The 24,778-nt window shown below is 68.6% G+C and carries 19 protein-coding genes and 2 pseudogenes; 9 read left to right on the forward strand and 12 right to left on the reverse strand.

Annotation, left to right across the window (positions count from 1 at the left end; translation table 11 throughout):
• Positions 1-113: 113 nt before the first annotated feature.
• The 6 genes and pseudogenes from CWT12_RS08200 to CWT12_RS14700 all read right to left on the reverse strand — a co-directional run.
• Entirely contained in the window at positions 114-956 is an 843-nt protein-coding gene (locus CWT12_RS08200) for an HAD-IIA family hydrolase (protein ID WP_161924415.1), read from the reverse strand.
• A gap of 371 nt (positions 957-1,327) precedes the next feature.
• Positions 1,328-2,107, reverse strand: coding sequence for an MBL fold metallo-hydrolase (locus CWT12_RS08205; protein ID WP_161924416.1), 780 nt, complete (start codon positions 2,105-2,107; stop codon positions 1,328-1,330).
• 65 nt (positions 2,108-2,172) lie between these two features.
• Positions 2,173-2,883, reverse strand: coding sequence for a sugar transferase (locus CWT12_RS08210; protein WP_161924417.1), 711 nt, complete (start codon positions 2,881-2,883; stop codon positions 2,173-2,175).
• 28 nt (positions 2,884-2,911) lie between these two features.
• Complete coding sequence (locus tag CWT12_RS08215; protein WP_161924418.1) at positions 2,912-3,586, reverse strand: YveK family protein; 675 nt, start codon at positions 3,584-3,586, stop codon at positions 2,912-2,914.
• Between the two features lie 191 nt (positions 3,587-3,777).
• Positions 3,778-5,277, reverse strand: coding sequence for an oligosaccharide flippase family protein (locus CWT12_RS08220; RefSeq protein WP_161924419.1), 1,500 nt, complete (start codon positions 5,275-5,277; stop codon positions 3,778-3,780).
• 223 nt (positions 5,278-5,500) lie between these two features.
• Positions 5,501-6,088: pseudogene (locus CWT12_RS14700) on the reverse strand (O-antigen ligase family protein); the annotation flags it as partial.
• Here CWT12_RS14700 and CWT12_RS13995 point away from each other — a divergent pair.
• The gene (locus CWT12_RS13995) at positions 6,035-6,190 is read left to right on the forward strand and encodes a hypothetical protein (protein WP_237564100.1); all 156 of its coding nucleotides are present in this window, start codon (positions 6,035-6,037) and stop codon (positions 6,188-6,190) included. The pseudogene CWT12_RS14700 and the gene CWT12_RS13995 overlap by 54 nt on opposite strands.
• A gap of 337 nt (positions 6,191-6,527) precedes the next feature.
• Here CWT12_RS13995 and CWT12_RS08230 read toward each other — a convergent pair whose 3' ends face one another.
• The 6 genes from CWT12_RS08230 to CWT12_RS08255 form a co-directional block, all read right to left on the reverse strand.
• A complete protein-coding gene (locus CWT12_RS08230; protein WP_161924420.1) occupies positions 6,528-8,690 on the reverse strand; it encodes a glycosyltransferase family 4 protein in 2,163 nt (720 codons plus the stop codon).
• A complete protein-coding gene (locus CWT12_RS08235) occupies positions 8,690-9,640 on the reverse strand; it encodes an ATP-grasp fold amidoligase family protein (RefSeq protein ID WP_161924421.1) in 951 nt (316 codons plus the stop codon). The genes CWT12_RS08230 and CWT12_RS08235 overlap by 1 nt, the downstream gene beginning before the upstream one ends.
• On the reverse strand, positions 9,640-10,584 hold the full coding sequence (locus tag CWT12_RS08240) for an ATP-grasp fold amidoligase family protein (protein WP_161924422.1): 945 nt from the start codon (positions 10,582-10,584) through the stop codon (positions 9,640-9,642). The genes CWT12_RS08235 and CWT12_RS08240 overlap by 1 nt, the downstream gene beginning before the upstream one ends.
• Positions 10,581-11,423 (reverse strand): glycosyltransferase family 2 protein, encoded by an 843-nt coding sequence (locus CWT12_RS08245; RefSeq protein ID WP_237564101.1) that lies wholly within the window; start codon positions 11,421-11,423, stop codon positions 10,581-10,583. Before CWT12_RS08245 ends, CWT12_RS08240 begins: the two co-directional genes overlap by 4 nt.
• 378 nt (positions 11,424-11,801) lie before the next feature.
• Positions 11,802-15,200 carry an isoleucine--tRNA ligase gene (gene ileS / locus CWT12_RS08250; protein ID WP_161924424.1) on the reverse strand — a complete coding sequence of 1,133 codons (3,399 nt, stop codon included), beginning with the start codon at positions 15,198-15,200 and terminating at the stop codon, positions 11,802-11,804.
• A gap of 402 nt (positions 15,201-15,602) precedes the next feature.
• Entirely contained in the window at positions 15,603-16,370 is a 768-nt protein-coding gene (locus CWT12_RS08255; protein WP_161924425.1) for an SDR family NAD(P)-dependent oxidoreductase, read from the reverse strand.
• Positions 16,371-17,146: 776 nt separating this feature from the next.
• Between CWT12_RS08255 and CWT12_RS08260 the strand changes: the two genes are divergently transcribed.
• The 8 genes and pseudogenes from CWT12_RS08260 (at position 17,147) to CWT12_RS08290 (ending at position 24,668) form a co-directional block, all read left to right on the forward strand.
• Positions 17,147-18,868: a nitrite/sulfite reductase gene (locus CWT12_RS08260; protein WP_202616175.1), complete on the forward strand. Its 1,722-nt coding sequence runs from the start codon at positions 17,147-17,149 to the stop codon at positions 18,866-18,868.
• Entirely contained in the window at positions 18,865-19,731 is an 867-nt protein-coding gene (locus CWT12_RS08265) for a phosphoadenylyl-sulfate reductase (RefSeq protein WP_161924427.1), read from the forward strand. The genes CWT12_RS08260 and CWT12_RS08265 overlap by 4 nt, the downstream gene beginning before the upstream one ends.
• Before the next feature lie 54 nt (positions 19,732-19,785).
• Positions 19,786-19,944, forward strand: a pseudogene (locus tag CWT12_RS14705) (sulfate adenylyltransferase subunit CysD); the annotation flags it as partial.
• A gap of 56 nt (positions 19,945-20,000) precedes the next feature.
• A complete protein-coding gene (gene cysD, locus CWT12_RS08270) occupies positions 20,001-20,717 on the forward strand; it encodes a sulfate adenylyltransferase subunit CysD (RefSeq protein ID WP_272927747.1) in 717 nt (238 codons plus the stop codon).
• A 73-nt stretch (positions 20,718-20,790) separates the two neighbouring features.
• Positions 20,791-22,143 carry a sulfate adenylyltransferase subunit 1 gene (locus CWT12_RS08275; protein WP_161924428.1) on the forward strand — a complete coding sequence of 451 codons (1,353 nt, stop codon included), beginning with the start codon at positions 20,791-20,793 and terminating at the stop codon, positions 22,141-22,143.
• The gene (gene cobA, locus CWT12_RS08280) at positions 22,140-22,952 is read left to right on the forward strand and encodes a uroporphyrinogen-III C-methyltransferase (protein ID WP_161924429.1); all 813 of its coding nucleotides are present in this window, start codon (positions 22,140-22,142) and stop codon (positions 22,950-22,952) included. Before CWT12_RS08275 ends, cobA begins: the two co-directional genes overlap by 4 nt.
• 40 nt (positions 22,953-22,992) lie before the next feature.
• Positions 22,993-23,880, forward strand: coding sequence for a sulfite exporter TauE/SafE family protein (locus CWT12_RS08285; RefSeq protein ID WP_161924430.1), 888 nt, complete (start codon positions 22,993-22,995; stop codon positions 23,878-23,880).
• A complete protein-coding gene (locus tag CWT12_RS08290) occupies positions 23,877-24,668 on the forward strand; it encodes a sirohydrochlorin chelatase (protein ID WP_161924431.1) in 792 nt (263 codons plus the stop codon). The genes CWT12_RS08285 and CWT12_RS08290 overlap by 4 nt, the downstream gene beginning before the upstream one ends.
• Positions 24,669-24,778 lie beyond the last annotated feature (110 nt).

Here is a 24,778-nt window from a genome sequence, read left to right on the forward strand (position 1 = left end):
AACCATATCTACATCTACCGACCTCGGCACGTGACAACGACCGATCTCGGTGGTTATTTCGACCGAACTCGGCGAGAGGGGGTGGCACCGGACACCCCGGCCATCCCGGTCACTCAGCGCTCGGCCTCGACCAGTTCGATGAGCTCGCCGATGCCCTCATGGATGCCGAAGGGGCGGAAGGGGAAGGCCTCGACCTGCTCCAGCGTGGTGGAGCCGGACAGCACCAGGTGTGTACGCAGGCCCGCCTCAACCCCCGCCTGGATGTCGGTGTCCATGCGGTCCCCCACCATGGCGGCCGCCTCGGAGTGGGCCCCGATCTTGTTCAGCCCGGCCCGGATCATCACCGGGTTCGGCTTGCCGACGAAGTAGGGGGACCGGCCGGTGGCCGCCTGGATCATGGCCGCCACGGCACCGGTGGCCGGCAGTGTGCCCTCGTCCGAGGGGCCGTTGACGTCGGGGTTCGTGGCGATGAACTTCGCCCCGCCCTCGATCAGCCGGATGGCGCGGGTGATGGCATTGAAGTCGTACGTGCGGGTCTCCCCCAGGATCACATACTCCGGGTCCTGGTCGGTCATGACGTAACCGGCGCCGTGCAGCGCCGTGGTCAGACCGGCCTCACCGATCACGTATGCGGTGGAGGCCGGGGACTGCTGGGTCAGGAAGGCCGCCGTGGCGTTGGCGGAGGTCCAGATGCGCTCCTCCGGGACTGTGAGCCCGGAGCGGGCCAGCCGGGCGGACAGGTCCCGGTTGGTGAAGATGGAGTTGTTGGTCAGCACTAGGAAGGGCATGCCCTTACGCTCCAGAGCGTCCAGGAACTGCTGCGCGCCGGGCAGGGCGCGGTTCTCCCGCACCAGGACGCCGTCCATATCCGACAACCAGGCGGTGACCGGGGGCATTTCACCCAACGGCAGCGGAGCGGTGGTTGCGGCGCCGGTGGGAAGCGTAGGTGAGGCCATGGGTTAATCCTGCCATCACGTCCCGCCGGCGTGCGTGCCGCCGAGGAGAGTCAGTAGCGTTCCTCTGCGGCCATCGCGGCTGGCCACCCGCTTTGGGAGCGCTTGGCGTCCCGTGCGCGGATCGCACCGAGTTCCTCGTCGCTGAGCCGGAAGTCGAAGACGCTGAGGTCGAGGTGGTCCAGCCCAGCAGCTGCCGGGGACTCCGGCCCCGCGCACGAAGCTGTCTGCGAACCCACCCGGGCGCGAGTTCCCTACTTGGACCGCGTTCCAGCGCATGGACCGCGTTCCGTCACCTGGCCGCGTTTCTGCGCTTAGACCGTCCGGGAGCGCGCCGATTCGCCACGGTGCAGTGAGCACGCGGCCGGGAGGTATCAACCGAGGCTCCACTCCCCCTCGGGGGTGCGGTCCAGACGGTCCAGGATGCCGGCGTCGCGGAAGGCGCGCAGCGTGGCGCCGGGCCCATCGGTGAAGTGCTCCCAGCCAGTCTGGTGGGCGACGACGACGTGCCGCGCCCCCAGCACCTGCGCGGCTGCGCTAGCCCGCTCGGCGGACAGGCTCAGGGGCCGCCCCGCGAACTTGGCGGGCACGGTCGCCCGGCCGGCGTTCAGCACAGCGTGGTCGATACTGCCGAAGCGCTCCCTGACCCGAGCTATCAGCTCCAGGGAGGCATTGTCCCCGGTGCAATAGATCGTGCTGCCGGCGGCCTGGATGACGAAGCCGGTCACCTCGCAGTTGACAAATCCGGCGGCGTCGGTCTCGCCGTCGGCGGGACCGTGCTGGGCGGGCACGGCGGTGACCGTGGCGCCGTCACCCACCGCGGTCGACTCCCACGGGGCCAGGCCCTCGGCGCCAGCCCCGAGCCGGCGGGCCGAGCCTGGGTTTGTCAGCAGGCGCGGGGCAGCCAGGGCGAAGGCGCGTCCGGCGACGTCGAGGTTGTCCGCATGGTCGGCGTGGCTGACCAGCACCACGTCGGCATCCGCGAGCGACTGTGCGTCCACAGCCGGGCCACGGATCTTGCGCAGGGCACCGAAGTCGGTGGGCGGATCGAAGGTGGGATCGATCACCAGGCGCACGCCTGCGATGTCAATGGCGACGGTGGGACCGCCGACCACCAGGAAGCCGAGAGCTTGGCGCGGCAGTGGCTCAGTCATGGATTCTCCTCGGGCAGGTTGCAGATCATGTTATCCGCAGGCCGCCGCAGCGGTGGACGTGCGCCCTACTCCGACCCCTCCCGCGCCAGCACCACCTTGACGGTCCGGCACAGGATCTTCAGATCCAGCAGCAGCGTCCAGTTGTCCAGATAGTGCAGGTCGAGACGTATGGCCTCCTCCCACGGCAGGGAGGAGCGCCCGCTGACCTGCCACAGGCCGGTCATTCCCGGCTTGGCCTGAAGTCGGCGGGCGGCGACGGCGTCGTACATCGCGACTTCCCTGGGCACCTGCGGCCGGGGACCCACCAGGCTCATAGACCCCCGCAAAACATTGAACAGCTGGGGCAGCTCGTCGATGGAGGTGCGCCGCAGCACGCCGCCCAGCCGGGTGATACGCGGGTCGTTCTCGACCTTGAACAAGGGCTTGTCGAGCCGGTTCTGCTCTCGCAGTAGGCTTTCCAGCTCAGCGTCGGCATTAACGCGCATGGTCCGGAACTTCCACATCTGAAAGTCCTTGCCCTCCAGTCCCACCCTGGTCTGCTTGAACAGAGCGGGGCCGCCGTCCTGCCGATGCACTAGCAGGGGCACTACGAGCCACACCGGCGCCAGCACCACGATGAGCAGCGCGGACCCGGTGATGTCGACGGCGCGCTTGGCCGCCGAGGTGGCGACGGCTGGAAGAGACTGCGAGGACGGTTCAGAGCGCCGCCCGAGCAGGAATCTCCTGAGCCCGGAGCGCGGAGTTGATGAAGCCAGGGGAACGGGTGGTTGAATCATGGAGCATCCAGGAGGCTTAGGTGGTGGTTCAGGGGTGGTGGGAGTCAGCGGGGGTGGTGCCGGGTTCCTGGCCGGTGCGGCCCCCGGCGGCCGCACCTCGGCGTGCGGCCCCCATTGCTCCGGCTAGTAGGAGTAGTGCGTACACGAGCGCGGGCACCGCGACGGCCCCGGCTGCGACGGCGCGGAAGGCCGATGGCGAGTGGGACACGTCGTCCAGTTCGGCCGAGGACATCAGCACCACTTCCGCCGGGTACTGCGCCCCCTCAAGGTTCTCCAGCTCCACAGCGGCCTGCCCGACCGCGGCGTCGGCGACTTGCCTGGCCTCGGCGGCCGAGCCTGCCCGCGCCGTGACCTCCAGCATGTGGGTGCCCTCCACGTGCTTGGCGGAGAATGTGTCCGCAAGCGCCGCCGGAGGTGCGTCAATACCGAGGCTTCGGGCAACGGCTTGCGCTACCACGGGAGACGTGACTACCGGGACGAGTGACTCCGCCTGGCTTACGGCCAGCTGCTCGGCCGCGTACTGCGAGGAGGAGCCGTTCTGGTCGCCGACGACCTCAACGCGCACATAGGCTATGGCGGTGGCCGCGTAGGTGACCGGAGTGAGCCGCACCAGGGCGTAGCCCGCTCCCGCGCCCACGAGCGCGGCGACAAGCAGGCCTGCGGCCCAGCGCCGGGTCAGTACGAGAATATCTGCCAACGTCATACTCGCTCACCACCAGGATGCGCAGCAGGCGCGGTGTTCTCAGGGTGCTCCCGGGAACGGGAGCGGGCGTGGCGCGGGCGTATGGATGCGGTCATGGTGGTCTCCTGTTCTTTGCTCATTTGAACGCTGGCTGGGCTGGCTACTCGGCTGGCGCTGGGGACTCGCCTGCGTCCGCAGCGGGTTGGCGGGCATCACTTCATGGCATTGATCTCCCGCAGCGAGGTGGCTAGGGAACGCCGGTTCAGCAGGAGGATGGCAGCGGAGACCGCGCACAGCACGGCCACCGCGATGCCGAGCACCGGGACCCCAAGCGCGTGCAGGACCGCCCGCAGCCCCTGCCCGGCCAGGGCGACGGCGGCGGCGGTCAGGGCGAAACGGCCAAGCGTGCGGGCGTCAAAGGCAGAGGCGAATCCGCCGTCGATCTCCTTCAGGCTGAGCCGCAGCAGCACGCAGGTCATGGCCAGGTTGACGCCGACGGAGGCCACCGCCGGCCCGACGAAGCCGAGCAGCGCGTACATGGCCGGGCAGGCCACGATATTGGCCGCCACCGCGGCCAGCGACACGGCCATGAGTGTGCGGGTGCGCCCGGCCGCGCTGAGGATGAGCGACAGGCCGGCGAAGCGGACCATCGTGGTGATCAGGTAGAGGCGGAACACTGCCAGCCCGCCCAGGTAGCGCGCACCGTACAGCACCTGAATAACCTCGGGGGCGACCACCATGGTGGCGACGCAGAAGGTCACCGTCGTCAGGTAGCCGACGGCGAGGTAGTGGTGGAACAGGCGTCGTACCAGGTCCTTGCGGCCGGCGCCCAGGTAACGGGTGACGATGGGGATGATGACGGTCAGGAAGGAGTTGGGGATAACGTCCAGGGGTAGCACCGTGGAGGCGTTGGCGTAGACCGCGTACCGCTCGGTGGTCTCATACATGCCGATCACGAGGGCCCCGACCTGCCGCATGACGGAGGAGGTCATCACGTACACGCCCATGGGCAGGGCGAATGCGAGGATGTCCCGCACCAGGAGCCAGCGGGGCAGGGCCGGAAGCAGGAGATACTGCCAGCGCCGGAAGCAGTCCCAGAACCACAGCACCGACGCCAGGTCGAGCGCGAGCAGCATGACGAACAGCACCGCAATGGAGGAAGTCACCAGGGCCGTGATCAGCACGGCGGTGAGCTTCAGGGCGGAGAAGGCCAGGTTGCGCACGGCGATGGCCCGGGCCCGCCCGATCGACACGACGAGCACTTGCAGCATGCTCATCATGTTGGTGAGCATCGGCCGCAGGGCGAGCAGGACGATCAGCGGCTCCAGCAGCGGGTTGGAGAAGTAGCCTCCGATCGCGCCCCGCGCCACCACCAGGACAATCGCCGTGACCAGGCCAATGACCGTCTGCAGGCCCAGGATGGTGCGCACGTACTCGCGTGCGGAGGCATTCCTGCCGCCCCGGTTGAAGAAGTAGTTGACGGCGTCGACCATCCCCAGGATTGTCCCGTCGGAGCACACGGCCACCAGCAGCACCCCCTGCGCGTAGGTGCCGTAGGCCGTCAGGGACAGGCTGTGGGACAGGATCATCGTGTTGACCATGGCGGAGGCGAGCGTGACTACCTTGACGCTGGCCAGCAGCAGTGAATCCGTCGAGGTCCCCGACTTGATCCCCGGACGGCGCAATTTGACTAATAGCGAGCGAATACTCACCGAGCCCCTTCCCGCCGCGTTCTGCGCCGCCCGTCAGCTGTTCGGCCCGGGCGGCCAGGAAGGGGATCAGGTAGAACAGCGCCATATTATACGTGTAGATCTCGGTGACCATCATGACCGACATAGCGGCATACACCGCAACAAATGCAGCGCGAGCACGGGGGTCCACGCCGGAGCAGTCGACGCTGCTGCTCGCCAACCACAGCATTGCGAGGAACAGGAGTACGGCAGCTAATCCGCCGTCGTACATGAGCTGGAGGTACTGATTGTGAGCCTGCCAGGTCAGCCCGTTGGCGCCGGGGATGAACGCACCGAACTCATAGTTGATGCCGTGGCCGAGCAGGGGCGATTCTGCCAGGATCGGATAAGCGGCGTCCCATAGGTCGGTGCGGCCAGTAAGGCTTGCCGACTTGCCGAACAAGTGGCCGAGCGCGGTTGTGAAATAGAGCTGGACACGCGCTCCGACCACCAGCAGGTTGACCAATAGCCCGAATACGGTCACGCCGCGCATGGAGAATACTGTGCGAATGGCCCCGTCCCGCACACGCGCACCGAAGTAGAAAACCGCCGCGATGCCCGCCCCCACAGCTGCGGTGGCCACCTGTAGGGAGATGATTTGTAGTGCACCCAGGGCCAGCGCCAAAATGGTTCGCCAGCCGTACCTCCGCGGCGATACGGAATCGTAGAGCAGCGACACCAGAGCCGCGGTGAAGATGCAGTCAGTGACACGAGTGCGGATGCCCAGCAGGTACGAGGGTTGAGCGAACTGCCCATCCATGGTGAAGGTCCGGTGGGTGCCGGTCAGGATCATCAGGTAGTTGATCACCAGGTAGGCCAGCAGCAGGTCCGCAATGACGCGCAGCAGTCGGCGACGCGCGTCCGGGCCGGCGTCTGCCTGCAGTTCAATGAGTAGTAGCAGGGAGACTTGGGCGACACTGGCGTACCCCCAATTGAGTATGTCACCGCCGTGGTAGAGAGTCGGCGGAAGAAAGGCCAGTCGGTAGAAGACGAAGACGAGGAAGACAGGCGACAGGGGCACGCGCCGCGCCAGGTGCATCAGGCACAGCACCGTGAAGACCGCCGCAGTGGCGGCCTTCACCATCGGGGCCAGGAGCGCATCCTGGTCCACCAGGATGGGCTTCATGAGGATCAGGCACGCCGTCAGCAGCCCCAGGTAGCGCAGGGGATAGCAGCGGTCGGCCAGGCGAGCTGGCACTACCCGGGCGGGCAGGGGCGGGGCAGAGAAGGTCTCAGCGGTAGAGCTCAAGGTACTTCTCCGTCATGGTGCGGACCGAGTGCTCCCCAGCCGTGCGTACCGCGCCGGCGCTGAGCCGGACATACCTTTCCGGATCGTTCCAGATGGCGTGGATGGCCGTTGCCGCCTGCTGCGGGTCAGGTGGCACCAGGACCCCGTTGGCATCATCGACGACGATGTCGGGAACCCCGCCCGCCGGCGTCGCCACGGCCGGCAGGCCGGCCGCCATCGCCTCAATGAGGCTCATCGGCTGTCCCTCGTAGTCCGACAGCAGCACGAATATGTCGGATTCCCTGAAGAACGCGACCGGGTCGCGCTGCAGCCCGGCGAAGTGGACGCGGCCGACCAGTCCCAGGTCACGGGTCTGCGCCTCCAGTTGCGGGCGCAGGGGCCCGTCTCCAACCAGCGTGAGCGAGGCATCAGCGCCAAGCCGCACGATCTCAGCCAGGGTCTCCAGCAGCAGGGACAGGTTCTTGGCCGGCACCATCCGTGCCACGCACAGCAGCCGCACCGGGCCTCCGCGCCCGGTACGCGGCTCGCACCGGAAGTGACCGACGTCGACGCCGTTGCCCACGATCGGAACGGCCTTCGGCTCCAGCGCGTACTCGCGGCACACCGAGTCGCGAACTTGCCCGGTCAGTGCGACCGGCACCACCCCGTGGGTGAAGGCCAGGTGGTTGAAGCGCCGCAGGCCGCGGCGCCGCGTCTCCTTCGTGGCCAGGTTGTGGACCGTGTGGATGATGCGGGCTCCACTGCCGGACATGCGTACCGCGGGCACCACGTACTGAAGTACCGGCAGGTGGGAGTGCACGACCGTGGGGGCGAATTCCCGGATCTGCCGCCGCAGCGCTAGGACCGTGCGGGGATCTGGGCCCGAGGCCTTGTTGAGGGCGACGACGTCGATGCCGGCCTGCCGCATGCGCTCTCCCACGTCGGTGTCCGCCCCGTGCAGACTGACCACCCGCACCGGGATCTGCGCCGCGACCAGCTCGCGGGCAAGGCCCAGAACCATGGTTTCGGCGCCGCCAGTGCTCAGCCCGTGTATAACCAGTAGCACCCGCATCCCGTCGGCCGGAGCCCGCCGTTCGGCGCTGAGTCGTGGGGCACCGGCGTCGAGTGTGCGGATGATCTGCGCAACCACCTCCTGGGAGGAGTAGTTGGCGGCGCGGGCGTGGATGCCCCGGCGCATGGCTCCCACCTCGGCCGTGGGCAGCGCGAGGAATCGGCTCAGCGCCTCGCGCAACTGGCCCGGCTGGTCGTAGTCGTAGCTCAGCCCGGTGACACCGTCTTGCAGCATTTCGCTGTAATACGGCCACCTGCTGGCCACCACCGGCAGGCCCGCGGCCATGGCGTCGATAATGGTTCCGGGCACGCCCTCACCGGGCCACTGCGTTGGGAAGAGCAGTGCGTAGTAATCGCGCAGAATTCTGGCTCCCTGGTCGGGGGCCGCCTGGCCCGCGTAGCGGACGCACGGATGAGCATTGACGAGCCTGCGGAACTCTTCCGCATAGTCGGGGTCCAGCGGCCCGTAGATGTCCAGGACGGCCTTGTCCTCGCCGGCGTCGGCGTTGATGGCGCAGACCGCCTGGATTGCGTTCGTAATGCCTTTCAGGGGCGTGACACGGCTGAAGGTGCACAGCCGCACCGGGTGGTCGTCCGGTACGGGGGACGCGCTTGGCGGGATGCTCAGGTCCTTGAAGTTGGGGAGGTAGACCGCGTTGATGACGCCGAGCTCACGCAGCCTGTCCGCCAGGGCGCGGCTCTCAACCCAGTTAACGGCGAAGCTGTTGAGCTGCTTGACCAGCCTGCCACCGCCGTCCCTTGCGACGTCAGCGGCAAGCCTGCCTCCGATGAGACTGTGGTAAATGCGCTTGCCGCGCAGCCGCGCGGCAGCCGCGAGAATCGGGAACAGGGCGCGTCGGCCGCCGGCAGACAGGAGCACGACGACGTCATCGCAGTTTCGCAGGCACCGCGCCAGCTCCCGGGCGACCTGGGGAGCACGGCGGCGATAGTCGCGAGTATCTACCGTCAGGATGCTCTCAGCACCGTAGTGGGACACCAGGTGGCGGTAGAGGGTACGGGTCTTGACGGTCTGGCCGTCTAGTAGCGCGCCGGAGGGGTCGACGCGCCCGACTACCCCGATCTTCCTTGTGCGCATCACAGCATCACGCCCCGGAACGGCTGCCTCGCCGGAAGAGTGATGCGGCTGCCCAGCTCCGCGTCGTAGGCCGCCGGGGCCAAGCGGGGCAACCCGTTGGAACTGGTGAAGGTGACCTCGCCGACATAGAGGCGGCCGGCGACCTCATAGAAGTCGACCCGCGCCAGGGAGAACCCGCGGGAGAGCTCTGTGGTGATGGCGAGCATCTCCTCCAGGCGCTTCGGGCGGGGCAGCACGTCCTCGGCTACGCCGTCGTCGTAGCGAGAGTTGTAGCGGAACGGAGCCTTGCTCCAGTCAGGCAGGAAGGTGAGCATGCGCTCGCCGGTGAAACGGCCGTCAACGGTAATGGCGAACTGGACCTCGCCATCGAAGGCCACGAACTTGTAGTCGCGCAGGCCCCCGCTCTCATCCTGCAGGAACTGCTCGGCAACGATACGTGGCTCGCAGTACTCGTAGTGCAGCTCGAAACCGCCCGTCATGGCCATGCGCCGCCCCAGCCAGCGGGCCAGCTGACGCCGTGAGCGGGCCTCATGCAGCCGCCGCTTATCAGGCACGACGATGTTCCAGCCGGAACCGTGGGTAGCCTTGATCACGTACCTGTCGGGCAGCGCATCGAAGTCGATATCGTCAGCCGACTCCCAGACCCCGAGCAGCGGCACCAGGTACTCTCCGCCAATTTTGGCTGCGACGACTTCTCGCATAAGGAATTTGTCCGCCAGCCGCCCCTTGACGGGCGTCGAGTCATACAGCTTCAGCCACTGCGCCTTTTCCGTAAAGGTGTGCGGATCATCCAGGTCGCAGGTACGGCCGGTCGAAAGCCGGTACCAACGCTCAAGGGCCTGCCGGTACTGCCGCGGCTCCAGGCGGCAGTTACGCCGGTAGACGGCGTCGCGCAGAATGTCTTGTGCAGCGCCGGGAAGTAGATTCCGGGCCAAGTCCTTCACAGTCACTACAGCATTACCCCCCGAAACGGCTTCTTATCAGGCAGCACGATACGGTCGCCCAGCTCCACGTTGTAGCGCTTGGGCGCGAACCAAGTCAGGCCATTAGAATCGGTGAAGGTAATCTCGCCCAGATACACATGCCCCTCCACCTCGTAGAAATCCACCCGTGCCAGGGCGAAGTCGCCCCCGATTGCGCTGGCGATCTCAAGCATCTGCGCCAAGCCCGCAGGCTTCTCAAGCGACTGCGCGGGCCCCGGGTCTCCCCCGTAATGAAAGGGCGCCCTGCTCCAGTCCGGAAGGTAGGTGCGTATGCTCGGCGTGGGGGTGAAGCGGCCAGAGACGCAGACAATGAACTGCACCTTGCCGTTGAAGGTCATCACCTTGTAGTCGCGCAGGCCTCCGCTGTCGTCTCGCAGCAGCGGTTCGCAGACGACGCGTGGTTGGCAGTACTCGTAGTGCAGCTCGAAGCCGCCGGTCATGGCGGCACGGGTGCGCAGCCACGCCGCCAGGCGGCGTCTGGCCGCGACCGTATCCAGCTTGCGTGCGTCCGGCACCACGATGTTCCACCGGGTGCCGTGCGTCGCCTTCAGCACGAAGGCGCGTGGCAGGGCGGCGAAGTCGATCTGCTCGGCGCGTTCCCACACCCCCAGCAACGGGACGAGGTACTCGGAGCCCACGCGCTGGGCAGACCACTCGCGCATGAGGAACTTGTCCGCCAGCCGCCCCTTCAGCGGCGTGGAGTCGTACAGCTTCAGCCACTGGATCTTCTCGCCGACTGTGCGCGGATCGTCCAGGTTGCAACGATGCCCGGTCGACAACAGGTACCACCGCTCCAGCTCTGCGCGGTAACGCCTCAGCGGCAGAGCGCAGTTGTGGCGGTAGATCCTCTGCCGCAGCCCCGCCTCCGCCCGGCCGGACAGCAGCGACTGGGTCATTTCCTTGACAGTCACTTGCCTTTTCTCCTCTTCAGCGCGGCATGAAACAGCTGCCATGACAGGCAGTAGGCCGCGTAACTGCGGGAGATACCCTCTACATTGCGGTAGAGGTTCCAGGTTCTTTTTACCGCCTTCACCTTGTCGCTGGACAAGGACCCGGCGGTCTTGCGGTATTTCGCCAGGCACTCGTCCAGCCCGTAGATCCGGTACCCGCGCTTCATTACCTGCAGCCACGTAGCGGCGTCCTGGCCGCGGCGCAGGTCAGGCATTACGAGCAGGCCGGGATCCACGCGCTCGGTGTCGAACAGGATGGTGAGCGTGCAGGTGAGCGTATTCTTCAGAAATTCGCTGTAACCGATCGACTCTGGAACGTGCACGTAGTTGCGGTGCGCGCCGTCCTCCTCGATCGTCTCGTAGGAGGCGATACAGGCCGCCAGCCCGCGCGCAGACATGAACGCAATCTGGCGCTCGAGCTTGCGGGGAGCCCACTGGTCGTCCGCGTCCAGATACGCGATGTACCGGCCGCGCGCCCGGGCAAGAGCCAGGTTGCGGGCCTGGGCCACCCCCCGGTTGGCGGGCTGCGCGAGCACCTGCACCCGGGGATCTGCGGCGGCACGCTCCTGGGCCAGCGCAAGCGTGCGGTCCCGGGAGGCGTCATCGACCACCAGCACCTCAAGGTCCGGCATGCTTTGGGCCAGGACGGAGTCCAGCGCCTGGTTGATATGCCGCTCGGAGTTGAACGCGGGCACAATCACCGAGACAAGCGGCTTGCGCTCGTCGTTGAGCTTTTTTTCTTCGGCTGGGACGATGCTATGGCGCAACGGCGGGCTTTTGCGAGTCACCGATTCCTCCACATTTAAATGGAACAACCTTGACGGGCGGCAGCCCGGCAGGGAATGAGAATCCCTGGCAGATACGTGTTGGGAGAATCGGGTCAGGGATGAGGCGTCGCGTCAGGGCCTGGCGGACACTTCTTTTCTCGGGTGCGATCTGTTCGCAGTACAGAGGCTAGCGTGCTTGTATAGCGATTTCATAGGCAGACCGGTCACGGTTCCACCCCTAAAAAAGCAACCCCTAAGTCACTAATTAAGGATTACCAATATATACAGGCATAATTCATAGGCGCGATCCAATAGTCGCCTGGTCTATGCCTGCTGCCGCTCGCACCGCGGCGGGGGCAGCGGCTGCGGTCTCCCTTGCAGCCGCTGCCCCCGCCGCGGGCGAGGCGCGCCTCAGGCTCGCGCCACGGTGGCGCTGGGGGCGTCGACGTCGGCGGTAACCACCTGCAGCTCCACGCAGCTGACCTCCCGCTTGATCAGGTCCAGGTGGGCGCCGGTCCAGGCCTGCTTGTCCGCCGGCACAGTCAGCGTCGCGCGCGCCGGCTCGCCGATGTTCAGCCCGGCAGCCTTGCGCTCGTCCATGAGCAGCCGGACCAGGTCACGGGCCCAGCCCTCGGCCTCCAGGTCGGCGTCGAGCGCGGTGTCCAGCACCACGAAGGCGCCCGAGGGCAGCACCGTGGCGGACAGGGCGTCGTCGCTGACCTCGATCCGCGTGGACAGGGTGAAGGTCGAGTCCTCGGCCTCCAGGATCACCGGGACGCCGTCGAGCAGGACCGTGCCGAAGCGCACGTCGCCGTCCGCGGTGACCTCCCACTCCCCCGCCTTGACCGCGGCGAAGAGCTTGGAGGTCAGCTTGCGGACCTGCGGCGCGAAGGCGCGCGGGTTGAGGGCCAGTTCCTCGGTCAGCTCGTAGCCGGCGTCGGTGGCGTCCACCACCCGCACCTGCTTGACGTTGACCTCGTCAGCAATCAGCCCCGCGAAGGGCGCCAGGCCGGCCGGGTCGGCGGTGGCAATGGTGAGGGTTCGCAGGGGCTGGCGCACGCGCAGCTTCTCGGCCTTGCGCAGGCTCAGCGCCGCAGAGACCGCATCGCGTGCCTCGTCCATCGCGCTGACGAGCGCGGGATCGGCCACGTGCTCGGGCAGGACCGGCCAGTCCGCCAGGTGCACGGAGCGCTCCCCGGTCAGCCCGCGGTAGATCTCCTCCGCCAGCAACGGGGCCAGCGGTGCGATCACCTGCATGAGCACACGCAGCACGGTGGCAAGCGTGTCGAATGCCGGGCGGGACGCACTAGCCGATGCACTCGTGAAGCGGACGCGGGAGGTGCGCAGGTACCAGTTGGTCAGCACGTCGATGAACTCACGCACCGTGTGAGTTGCACCGGTGACGTCGTAGGCATCCATCTGCGCCGCCACGGTGATCGCCAGATCCCTGGTGCGGGCCAGGACATAGCGGTCCATCACGTCTAGGGATCCCTTGGGACCGAACAGCGAGGGATCAGCCAGGTCCACGCCCTCGGTGAGGTAACAGGCGCCATCCTCCCCGGCCTGGGCGGCGTACAGGCTGAAGAAGTACCAGGTGTTCCATAGCGGCAGCATCACCTGGCGTACCGTGTCGCGGATGGCCTTGTTGGTGACGGACAGGTTGCCGCCGCGCACCACCGGGGAGGACAGCAGGAACCAGCGCATCGCGTCGGCCCCGTCGCGGTCGAAGACCTGCTGGACGTCGGGGTAGTTGCGCAGGGACTTGCTCATCTTCGCCCCGTCGTTGCCCAGCAGGATGCCGTGGGAGACGCAGGTGGTGAAGGCGGGGCGGTCGAACAGGGCGGTGGCCAGCACGTGCAGCGTGTAGAACCAGCCGCGGGTCTGCCCGACGTACTCCACGATGAAGTCGCCCGGGTTGTGGGACTCGAACCAGTCCACGTTCTCGAACGGGTAGTGCACCTGGGCGAAGGGCATGGACCCGGACTCGAACCAGCAGTCCAGCACGTCGGGGATGCGGCGCATCATGGACCTGCCGGTGGGGTCATCCGGGTTGGGTCGCACCAGCGTGTCAATGAAGGGCCGGTGCAGGTCCTTGACCTCCACGCCGAAGTCGCGCTCCAGCTCCGCGAAGGACCCGTAGACGTCGGTGCGCGGGTAGGCCGGGTCGTCGCTCACCCACACGGGGATGGGCGATCCCCAGAAGCGGTTGCGGGAGATGGACCAGTCGCGGGCGCCGGTCAGCCAGTTGCCGAAGATGCCGTCCTTGACGTGCCCGGGCACCCAGGTGATCTCCTGGTTGAGCTCGACCATACGGTCGCGGATGGCGGTGACCTTCACGAACCAGCTGGAGACGGCCTTGTACATCAGCGGCTTGCGGCAGCGCCAGCAGTGCGGGTAGGAGTGCACGTAGGACTGTTGACGCACCAGCACGGCGCGCACGGCCGCCTCGCGGCGGGCCAGTGGGCCGGTGCCATCGCGCAGGTCGGCGATGATCGGCTTGTTGGCGTCGAAGATGTGCCTGCCGGCGTAATCGGGGACCTCGGAGGTGAACAGGCCGCCGTCGTCGACGGGGATGACCGTGCCGATGCCGTAGGGCTGGCAGGAGTACATGTCATCCTCACCGAAGGCGGGTGCCAGGTGCACCAGGCCGGTGCCCTCGGTGGTGGTGACGTAGTCGGCGGTGATGATCTGCCAGGCCGCCGCCCCGGGGGCGGCTCCCTCCGCACGGTGGGCGGCGTCGTCGTAGTAGTCGTAGATGGGCACGTAGCGCACGCCGACCAGGTCGGTCCCCTTGTAGGTGGCCAGCACCTGCGGGTCCTCACCCAGCTCACGGGCGTAGGTTCCCAGCAGGTCGCGGGCGAGCAGCACATCCTGCCCGGCGACCGGGGAGTCGAGGTCGGCGTCCACGCGGACGGTCACGTAGTCGACGTCGGGGCCGACGGCGACGGCGGAGTTGGACGGCAGGGTCCACGGAGTGGTGGTCCAGATCAGAGCCAGCTCCGGGGCGGCGTCGGGGTGGGCAGCATCCAGGCGCCGCTCCAGGCGCAGGCCCACCGTGACGGTGTTGTCCTGACGGTCCTGGTAGACGTCGTCATCCATCTTGAGCTCGTGGTTGCTCAGTGGCGTGCGGTCGTGCCAGCAGTAGGGCAGCACCCGGTAGCCCTGGTAGGCCAGGCCCTTGTCATACAGGGTCTTGAAGGCCCACATGACCGACTCCATGTAAGTGGGGTCGAGGGTCTTGTAGTCGTTTTCGAAGTCCACCCAGCGGGCCTGGCGGGTGACGTAGTCCTCCCACTCCTTGGTGTAGCGCAGCACCGACGTGCGGCAGGCCTCGTTGAACTTCTCGATGCCCAGGCCGCCGGGGCGGGTGATCTCGGTGACGTCGTCGATGCCGAGCTCGCGCTGAGCCTCCAGCTCGGCGGGCAGGCCGTGCGTGTCCCAACCGAAGCGGCGCTCCACGCGGCGGCCCTGCTGGGTCTGATAGCGGCCGACCGCGTCCTTGACGTAGCCGGTCAGCAGGTGCCCGTAGTGGGGCAGGCCGTTGGCGAAGGGCGGGCCGTCGTAGAAGACGAACTCATTGGAGTGGCCGTTGTCATCCAGCGCGGGGCGGGCGTCGATGGAGGCCTGGAAGGTGCCGTCCTGCTTCCAGTAGTCCAGGACGTCCTCCTCGATCGCCGGGAAGGAGGGGGACGGCTCGACCTTCTGGCCGGGGCGGTGCAGGGGTAGAAAGCGGCGCCCGGGTGCTGGGCGGCGGTGGGCTCTTCGGCCATTTGTCTTGCCTCGCGTCTCACTCGTAGTCGTTTGCGCCACTGGGCGCGGGATCCACGAGGACGACGCCGCTCCGACCGCCGGTACCCGGCGGTGGTGCCGCACCGCGGTACCACCTCGCTTGCCCGCTCCGGCAGCGCCGGGGCGGACCGCTTGATTCGCAGCTGTGACGGGCTGTCCCGTCCGGTTCTACTGGGGGCCGCGTACACAATGTGAACGCAGCCCGGTTCTTCCGGAGGCTCGCCGGTGATGGCCGGGTCGGCGCCTGTGGCGGTGAGTGTAACCGCGCGGTGCCCGCACGACCATCCCCGGAGGCCTCCAGACGGAGTCGTGCTGGCCACACCGGCGTCAGGCGCAGGCGACAGGGACGCCCGCGGACCGTGGGACGGGGAGGCGGAGGACCTGTCTCGTCGGTTAATCCGTTGGGAAGCGGGACCCGGCCCCTCACGCCCCCTCGCGCGCCACCAGCGTGTTGGAGGCCTGGGCCCGGGGCCGTACCACCATGGAGTCGATGTTGACGTGGGAGGGCAGCTCCAGCGTCCAGGCGATGCACTCGGCCACGTCCTGCGCGGTCAGCGGCTGGGCCACCCCGGCATAGACCTGGCGCGCCGCTTGGACGTCGCCGTGGAACCGGTTGAGGGAGAACTCCTCGGTGGCAACCATGCCCGGAGCTATCTCAATGACGCGCACCGGCTCTCCCACCAGCTCCAGGCGCAGAGTGTTGGCGATGACCCGCTCGGCGTGTTTGGCCGCGACATACCCGGCCCCTCCGGGGTAGGTGTCATGGGCGGCGGTGGAGGTGAGAAAGACCAGGTCCCCGCCACGCTCGCGCAGACCCGGCAGGAAGACCTGGCTCACCCGCAGCGCCGCCAGCGCATTGCGCTCGTACATGGTCGCCCACTCCTGCGGGTCGCCCTGGGCCACGGGGTCGACGCCCAGCGCTCCACCGGCGTTGTTGACCACGGCGTCTACCGGCCCGTCAGCCAGAACCTCGCGGGCGAGGCGGTCGACGTCATCGGGCACCTGGAGGTCGGCCGCCACCCAGGCGCAGCCGGTCTCCTCCGCCAGCGCCTCCAGCCGCTTCGCGCGCCGGGCGGTGGCCACCACCTGCCAGCCGTTGGAGCGCAGCCGCCTGACGGTGGCGGCGCCGATACCGGTGGAGGCGCCGGTAATCACGGCCCTGCGTGTGGATGGGGCAGTACTCGTGCTCATGCCCCAATGATGCAACAGGCGGCGTACCCGTGCGGTCGGCTGAGAAGCGAGCCTTGTGAGCAGGGCTCCCGGAAACGCCCGCCGTCCTCCGAGGCGCCTTTTTGTGGGTGATGAGCCGCGGCTTCGAGGCGTGCCCGCCATTCTCCGTGCTTGCGGTGTGCGGGTGTGGTGCGCCTGGTGGGTGTTGTGTGCCCGGGCGCTCCCGCCGTGGGTCGGAATGTCCGGATTCGGCACAAAGGCCGCCGACGACCCCCAGGCCGGATTTGAAAACCGCATGATTGCAAGGTTCTGCCCACGGCCGACGGCGACGTCGGAGTCGTTTATGCCGATCCTGGACACTTTGGGCCGCCACGCACCGGAACGAGCAGCAACGGAGAGCCGCCGCGGGCAGGCCTACCCCAAGCACTCGGGGGTACGCCAATGCCAGAACCGTCATCGCCGACGTCGTCTCACTATCCGGCCGCACGGTTGTGTCCCCCTCCGCCGCGCCCCTAAGGTGCACGGCATGACCCAAGCGCATCCCCTGCTCGCCGCCGCGGAGTCCCGCGGGGCGTTGCTGCGCTCCACTCGAGTCATGTGCTGTCAGGCCCGCTAAGCGCCTGACCACTGCGGCTTCGCCGCACACGGAATCCGGCGCACTGAGGCGTCCGGAGCCGCGCGGCAGCAAGTGGACCAATTCCCGGCCAATAACCGGCAGTCACTTGTAGACACCGATCCGGAGCGAGTCCCCGAACCAATGACTCCGGACGCTCATGCACCACCAGCCTGGAGGAGACATGAGCACGATCAAGGACCCGTCCGCAAGCGACACCCCCGCCGGCCGCGCCATCCGCCCGCCGCGCGCCGGCCGCTCCAACGGCCAGTGGCGCATCGACGGCCGCAAGCCCCTGAACCCCAATGAGGTCGTCAAGCAGGACGGCGATCCGCTCGGCGCGCACGACCGCATCCTGTCCTCCTATGGCGCAGCCGGGTTCGACGCCATCCCGGACGACGACCTCCACACCCGCTTTCGCTGGTGGGGCCTGTACACGCAGCGCAAGCAGGGCATCGACGGAGGCCGTACCGCCCAGCTCAGCCCCGCCGAGCTGTCCGACCGGTACTTCATGCAGCGGGTGCGGATGGACGGCCAATCCCTGTCCGTGCGGCAGATGCGCGTCCTCGGCCAGGCCGCCAACGACTTCGCCCGCGGCACCCTGGACGTCACCGACCGGCAGAACCTCCAGATGCACTGGATCCAGATCGAGTCCGTACCCGAGCTGTGGCGCCGACTGGAGGAGGTCGGCCTGACCACCATCGAGGCGTGCGGCGACACCCCGCGCGGCTTCCTCGTCTCCCCCGTGGCCGGGATCGACCCCGACGAGATCATCGACCCCTCCGCCGCCGCGGCCGAGATCCGCGACACCTTCCTCGGCAACCCCGACATTGCCAACCTGCCTCGCAAGTTCAAGACAGCCTTCACCGGTTCCCCCACGCTGGACATCCTCCACGAGATCAACGACATCGCCTACGTGGGCGTGGAGCACCCCGAGCTCGGTCCCGGCTACGACCTGTGGATCGCCGGAGCCCTGTCGACCGCACCCTTCCTCGGACAGCGCCTGGGCACATTCGTGCGGCCCGACCAGGTCACCGACGTGTGGTGGGCCACCATCCGGCTCTTCCGCGACTACGGCTACCGCCGCCTGCGTAACAAGGCCCGGTTGAAGTTCCTCATGGCCGAGTGGGGCCCGAAGAAGTTCCGTCAGGTCCTGCAGGACGAGTACCTGGGCTACGAGCTGGCGGACGGCCCCGCCCCCGCGCCGCCGGTGGGCGAGGCGGACCACATCGGTGTCCACCGGCAGAAGGACGGGCGCTACTGGATCGGCGGCAAGCCTCCGGTCGGGCGCCTGTCCGGGGACACCATGCTGGGGCTGGCCGACCTCGCCGAGGCGGTCGGTTCCGATCGTGTACGTACAACGCCGCTGCAGAACATCCTGCTGCTGGACGTGCCCGCGCAGCGCGTGGACGAGGCCGTAGCCGGCCTGCGGAAACTCGGCATCAACCCGGATCCGGGGCCGTTGACCCGCTCGCTGCTGGCCTGCACCGGCCTGGAGTTCTGCAAGTTCGCAATCGTGGAGACCAAGTCCCTGGCGGCGCGGGTGAGCGCCGAGCTCGACACGCGCCTGGCGGACCTCGACCTCGACCGCCGTATCTCCATCAGCGTCAACGGCTGCCCCAACTCCTGCGTCCGCATCCAGATCGCCGACATCGGGCTCAAGGGCCAGATCATCAGCGTCGACGGTCAGCAGGTACCCGGCTTCCAGGTGCACCTGGGAGGCGGCCTGGCCTCCGCCGGCCACAACGAGGCCGAGCTGGGACGCACCGTGCGCGGCCTGAAGGTGGCCGCCACCGACTTGACCGACTACATCGAACGCGTCGTGCGCCGCTACGCGGCCGCACGCGCCCCGGAGGAGAGCTTCTCCCAGTGGGCACAGCGGGCACCGCAGGAGGAACTGGTATGACCACCGACAGCATCGCGCCCCTGGCCGGGCTGCGCACGGCCGCCATCCCCACCCTGACCGCCAACGCCGCCCCGGCGACCGCCCCCACGGCAGCCCCGGCGGCCGTCAATCCCTACGGCCGACTCGTCGCGCGCGGCGCCAACCGCCCACGCTCCGCCCAGGCTCCCCGCCGCAGCGAAGCCGAGCTGCGCCGCATCGCGGCGGACGGCGCCGCACGGCTGGGCCCGAATGCCTCGGCCGAGGCAGTCATCACCTGGGCGGCCGAAACCTTCCCCGACTCGCTGGCCGTCGCCTGCTCCATGGCGGACGCCGTACTGCCACATGTGGTGGCCGCCCACATGCCTGGCGTCGACACGCTGTTCCTGGAGACCGGTTTCCACTTCCCCCAGACCGAGCAGACCCGTGACGCAGTCGCCCGCACCATGGACGTCACCGTCATAGACGTCCTGCCCGAACTCACCATCGCCCAACAGGATGCCGAGTACGGGCCGCGCCTGTACGAGCGGGAGCCCACCAAGTGCTGCTACCTGCGCAAGGTGGCACCCCTGGCACGCGCCCTGTCCGGCTATGAGGCCTGGGCCACCGGCCTGCGCCGGGAGGACTCCCCCACCCGCGCCGACGCCCCGCTGGTCGCCTTCGATGAGACCCACCGGATCGTCAAGCTCAACCCGCTGGCGGCCTGGAGCTTCGAGGATCTGCTGGAGTACGCGACCGCGCACGACGTCGTCGTCAACCCGCTGCTGGCGGACGGCTACCCGTCGATCGGCTGCCAGACCTGCACCCGGCGCGTCGCCCCGGGAGAGGATCCCCGCTCCGGACGCTGGGCCGGATTCACCAAGACCGAGTGCGGCATCCACCTGTGAGGCCCCGTCCGCACGCCCCTGCACACCAAGCCGCGAAACCGATTGGAGAGCCACATGAGCACAGCCACTGACAGCATTACCAGCGTTACCGCCGCCCCTGCGGATCATCTCGACGCCCTCGAGTCCGAGGCGATCGGGATCATCCGGGAGGTGGTCGCCGAATGCCGGCGCCCGGTGCTGCTGTTCTCGGGCGGTAAGGACTCCGTGGTCATCCTGCACCTGGCCCGCAAGGCCTTCTGGCCGGCACCGCTGCCCTTCCCCTGCTGCACGTGGACACCGGCCACAACTTCCCCGAGGTGCTCGCCTACCGGGACGAGACCGTCGCCGCCGCCGGAGCGCGCCTGCTCGTCACCCGGGTGCAGGACTACATCGACGACGGCCGCCTGCGCGAACGCCCGGACGGTACCCGCAACCCGCTGCAGACCCGCCCGCTGCTGGACACCATCCAGTCCGAGGGCTTCGACGGCGTCATCGGCGGTGCCCGCCGCGACGAGGAGCGGTCGCGCGCCAAGGAGCGCATCGTCTCGCTGCGGGATGAGTTCGGGCAGTGGGACCCCCGCAACCAGCGTCCCGAGCTGTGGCGGTTGCTCAACCTGCGGCACTCCCCCGGCGAGCACCTGCGCGTCTTCCCCCTGTCCGACTGGACCGAGCTGGACGTGTGGCGCTACATCGAGCGCGAGGACATCGCCCTGCCGAGCCTGTACTACGCCCACCGGCGTGAGGTCTTCTCACGTGACGGCATGTGGCTGGCCGTCACCCCGGTAACCCGGCCGCGCGAGGGCGAAACAGTCACCACCCGCACCGTGCGCTACCGCACCGTCGGCGACATGTCCTGCACCGGCGCCGTGGACTCCACGGCGGCCAACAACCACGAGATCGCCGTCGAGGTGGCTGCCTCCACACTCACCGAGCGCGGCGCCACCCGGGCGGACGACCGCCTGTCGGAGTCCGCCATGGAGGACCGCAAGCGCGAAGGCTACTTCTGATTCCTGTTCCAGCTCCCGCTCCGACGCCCATCCCACCCCATACACCCGCCGCCACACACCCCTGGAGAAACCCATGACCGTCACTCCTACCGAGTCCGCCCCCACCGCAGCGGACCAAACCACCCCGCGACCGTCCAAGACCACGGGGCTGCTGCGCCTGGCCACCGCCGGCAGCGTCGACGACGGCAAGTCGACCCTGGTCGGCAGGCTGCTGGTCGACTCCAAGTCGGTGTTGCGCGATCAGCTCGCCGCCGTCGAGCAGGTGAGCCTGGACCGCGGCCTGACCCACGCCGACCTGGCCCTACTCACCGACGGCCTGCGCGCGGAGCGTGAACAGGGCATCACCATCGACGTCGCCTACCGCTACTTCGCCACCCCCCGCCGCTCCTTCATCCTGGCCGACTGCCCCGGCCACGTGCAGTACACGCGCAACACGGTCACCGGCTCATCGACCGCCGACGTGGTGGTGCTGCTCGTCGACGCCCGTCACGGCGTGGTGGAGCAGACCCGTCGGCACCTGGCGGTGGCGGCGCTCCTGAACGTCCCACATGTGGTGGTCGCCGTCAACAAGATCGACCTGGTGGAGTTCTCCGCCGACGTCTACAACGCGATCGTCACCGAGTTGAGCGCCGCGGGCGCCGAACTGGGGGTCACGGACCTGCGGGCACTGCCGACCTGCGCCCTGGAGGGGGACAACGTGGTGCGCCGCTCCTCGCGAACCCCCTTCTACCGCGGACCCGCCCTCCTGGAACTGCTGGAAACCATCCCGGCCGACACCACGCCGACGGACGGGGCCTTCCGGCTGCCCGTGCAGCTGGTCATCCGGCCGCAAGGAGCCGCGGCGGAGGGCCTGTCCGACTACCGCGGTTACGCCGGGCGGATCGCCGCGGGATCGGTGCGCGTGGGCGAGGAGATCGTGGTTCTCCCCTCGCGGCGCCGCAGCCGAGTCGCCGCCATCGACCTCGCAAACACCGCCCTGGCCGAGGCGCACGCCGGCCAGTCGGTGACCCTGCGACTGGACGATGACATCGACATCACGCGCGGTGATCTCCTCGCCGCCGCCACCGACCCGCCGCAGCTGCGCCGGGACCTGGCCGCCCGCGTCGCCTGGCTGTCCGAGCGGCCCGCCAGGTCGGGCGACCGGGTACTCCTCAAGCACGGGACGCGTACCGTCCAGGCGATCATCACTGCAGTCGAGGGCGTCCTCGATCTCGACGACCTCACCGCCGCGCCCGCGCAGGCCCTGGCCCTCAATGACATCGGCTCCGTCCGCCTGCGCCTGTCCGAGCCGCTTCCCGTCGCCGACTACGCCCATTCCCGCAGCGACGGCGCCTTCCTGCTCGTAGACCCCTTCGACGGCTGGACACTCGCGGCGGGCATGGTGCGCCTGGAGGACGAGCGGGCGTTTGCACCGCTGGCGGCATGAACCGGGCGAGTACAGCCGCGGGCACAGCCGGGCCGCTCGCGCCGGAAGTTGAAAGAGTCCCGGATACCGACCGTCCCGGCACCGGCTGGGTGGCGCTCATCGGCGCCGGCCCCGGAGACCCGGAACTGATCACGGTGCGTGGGCTGGACCTGCTGCGACGGGCCGACGTCATCGTCATCGATCGTCTCGCCCCGCGCCGGCTGTTGGACGCCGCCGGCCCCGGCGCCGAGGTGATCGACGTGGGCAAGCGCCCGGGTCATCACCTGCTGCCGCAGGAGCAGATCGACGCGGTGCTGGTGGACCGGGCCCGCGCCGGGCAGCGCGTAGCGCGGGTGAAGGGCGGCGACCCGTATGTGCTGGGCCGCGGCGGTGAGGAGGCGGCGGCCTGCCGGGCGGCCGGCATCATCGTCGAGATCGTCCCCGGAGTCACGTCTGCCATTGCCGTGCCTGCCGCCGCGGGTATCCCGGTGACCCACCGAGGCCTGGCCCGGGGGTTCTCCGTGGTCACCGCTCACGAGGAACTGGTATCCACGGTGCCGGCCCGGCGCGACCACACGCTGATCCTCCTGATGGGTGTGGCGCACCTTAGTCGCTCGACCACGATCCTCCTGGAGGCGGGGGCCGATCCCGACACCCCGGCCGCCGTCGTCGAACGCGGCTTCATACCCGATCAGCGAGTAACCACCACCGTGCTGCGATGTCTGCCCGACGTCGCCGTCAGCGTCGGTGTCACCGCTCCGGCGGTCATCGTCATCGGCGACGTCGTCACCGTCAGCCCCGCATGGAACACGCGGATCGTCCCCGGGTAATGCGCCCGGCGACGACCCCCGACGGCCCTGAAGGATCATCATGTTCGCACTCATCCTCCTCGCCCTGGTCGGGCTGGTCGCACAACTCGTGGATGGAACCCTGGGCATGGGCTACGGCGTCACCAGCTCCTCGCTGTTGCTCGCCGTAGGCCTGAGCCCGGCGCTGGCCAGCGCCAGCGTTCACCTATCCCAGATCGGGACCACGCTCATGTCCGGCGTCTCCCATCTACGTCTTGGCAACACCGACCGGGCGCTGGTGGCTCGCCTCGCCGTCCCCGGCGCCGTCGGCGCCTTCCTGGGCGCGACCGTCCTGTCCCGGCTGACCACGGCCGCGGTGACGCCCGTGACCGCCACCATCCTGCTGGTGCTGGGCGTTTACGTGCTGGTGCGCTTCGCCGTCCGGCCGTCAACCGGCGCCGCCGCGCGCACCAGCCCCCACACCTTGCGGCTGCTGGCGCCGCTCGGCCTGATCGGCGGTTTCATAGACGCCACCGGCGGCGGAGGCTGGGGGCCGGTGGTCACCACCACCCTGCTGTCGCGTGGGCGCACCGCCCCGCGCACCGTGGTGGGCAGTGTGGACACCGCCGAGTTCATCGTGAGCGTGACGGCGTCATTGGGCTTCCTCCTCGGTCTGGGGACGGCCGGAATCGACGTCGGCATTGTGATCGCCCTGCTGGGCGGCGGCGTGCTGGCCGCCCCATTGGCCGCCTGGGCGGTGTCCCGGATGCCGGGCGCCACCCTGGGAACCGCCGTCGGCGGCCTGATCGTGGTGACGAATACGGTGACGGTTCTGGAGGCACTCGGTCTGAGTGCCCCGGCCACCGCCTGGACGGTGTCGGCGCTGGTTGCGGCCCTGCTTCCGCTTATCGCCTTCACGGTGCGCCGGGCTCGCCACCTCACCGTCATCCCGGAGGTGCAGGCCGCATGAACGCGCGTCCCCTGGTGATTTTGGCGCACGGCACCCGCGCACCCGGCGCGCGCCCGGTCCTCGAACGGGTCAGCGCGCAGGTGGCCGCCCTCCTGCCGGGAGTCGTCGTGCGCCACGGCTACGTGGAATTCCAAGCCCCAACGGCCCGTCAGGCCTTTTCGGGGCTGCACGATCCCGTCGTGGTCCCCTTCTTCCTGGGCGGGGGCTACCACGTCCTGCATGACCTGCCGGGCCTGCTCGCCGAGCACGGGTCCGGCACCGCCACCCGGCATCTGGGCCCCGAACCCGCGATCGTCAAGGTCGTGGCCGACCGGCTCCGCTGGGCGGCGGCGGGCCACGGGCATGGCACCGCCGGCCTGGACGGCGTCGTGCTGGCCGGCTCGGGCTCATTCAGGCGTCGGCCCGTGCGGGAGACCGAGCAGGCGGCGGCGCTACTGTCGCAGGAACTCGGGCTTCCCGTCCGGCCCGCGTACCTGGCCAAGACCTCTCCCGCGGCCCATGAGGCGGTGGCCTCCTGGCGGCAGGAGGGCGCGCGAACCATTGCCGTGGCTCCCTACCTGCTGGCCGAGGGCAAGTTCTCCCGCGCGCTGCACCGGAGTGAGGCCGGCTTCGTCGCCGCACCCATCGGCGCCCACCCGGCGGTCGCCCGCATAGTCGCGCGGCGCTACCGGGAGGCCGTCGACAGTCAACTCGACAGTCGACTCGGCAGTGGAGTCGACTTTGAACTCGGGGGTGAAGCACGCGGTCCGGCTGATCGGCACGTCGTCGACTGCATCCCGAGTTCGTAGACCTGGTTGCTGAGCCGCCGACTACGCCGGAAGGCGTCGGTCCCACGAGCGCAGTCGCGATCTCAGCATCGTCGTCACTACAGTGTGGGCGCATAGGCTTATGCCACCTG

This window comes from Actinomyces sp. 432 (assembly GCF_009930875.1).
Lineage (GTDB): Bacteria > Actinomycetota > Actinomycetes > Actinomycetales > Actinomycetaceae > Actinomyces.

Excerpts from the sequence above, each read along its gene's own strand:
- CWT12_RS08255 (WP_161924425.1), bottom strand. The coding sequence starts at position 16,370 with ATGAGCACGAGTACTGCCCCATCCACACGCAGGGCCGTGATTACCGGC.
- CWT12_RS08265 (WP_161924427.1), top strand. The coding sequence starts at position 18,865 with ATGACCACCGACAGCATCGCGCCCCTGGCCGGGCTGCGCACGGCCGCC.
- CWT12_RS08275 (WP_161924428.1), top strand. The coding sequence starts at position 20,791 with ATGACCGTCACTCCTACCGAGTCCGCCCCCACCGCAGCGGACCAAACC.
- CWT12_RS08230 (WP_161924420.1), bottom strand. The coding sequence starts at position 8,690 with ATGCGCACAAGGAAGATCGGGGTAGTCGGGCGCGTCGACCCCTCCGGC.
- CWT12_RS08215 (WP_161924418.1), bottom strand. The coding sequence starts at position 3,586 with ATGACGTTGGCAGATATTCTCGTACTGACCCGGCGCTGGGCCGCAGGC.
- CWT12_RS08205 (WP_161924416.1), bottom strand. The coding sequence starts at position 2,107 with ATGACTGAGCCACTGCCGCGCCAAGCTCTCGGCTTCCTGGTGGTCGGC.
- CWT12_RS08210 (WP_161924417.1), bottom strand. The coding sequence starts at position 2,883 with ATGATTCAACCACCCGTTCCCCTGGCTTCATCAACTCCGCGCTCCGGG.
- CWT12_RS08260 (WP_202616175.1), top strand. The coding sequence starts at position 17,147 with ATGAGCACGATCAAGGACCCGTCCGCAAGCGACACCCCCGCCGGCCGC.
- CWT12_RS08200 (WP_161924415.1), bottom strand. The coding sequence starts at position 956 with ATGGCCTCACCTACGCTTCCCACCGGCGCCGCAACCACCGCTCCGCTG.
- CWT12_RS08285 (WP_161924430.1), top strand. The coding sequence starts at position 22,993 with ATGTTCGCACTCATCCTCCTCGCCCTGGTCGGGCTGGTCGCACAACTC.
- CWT12_RS08290 (WP_161924431.1), top strand. The coding sequence starts at position 23,877 with ATGAACGCGCGTCCCCTGGTGATTTTGGCGCACGGCACCCGCGCACCC.
- cobA (WP_161924429.1), top strand. The coding sequence starts at position 22,140 with ATGAACCGGGCGAGTACAGCCGCGGGCACAGCCGGGCCGCTCGCGCCG.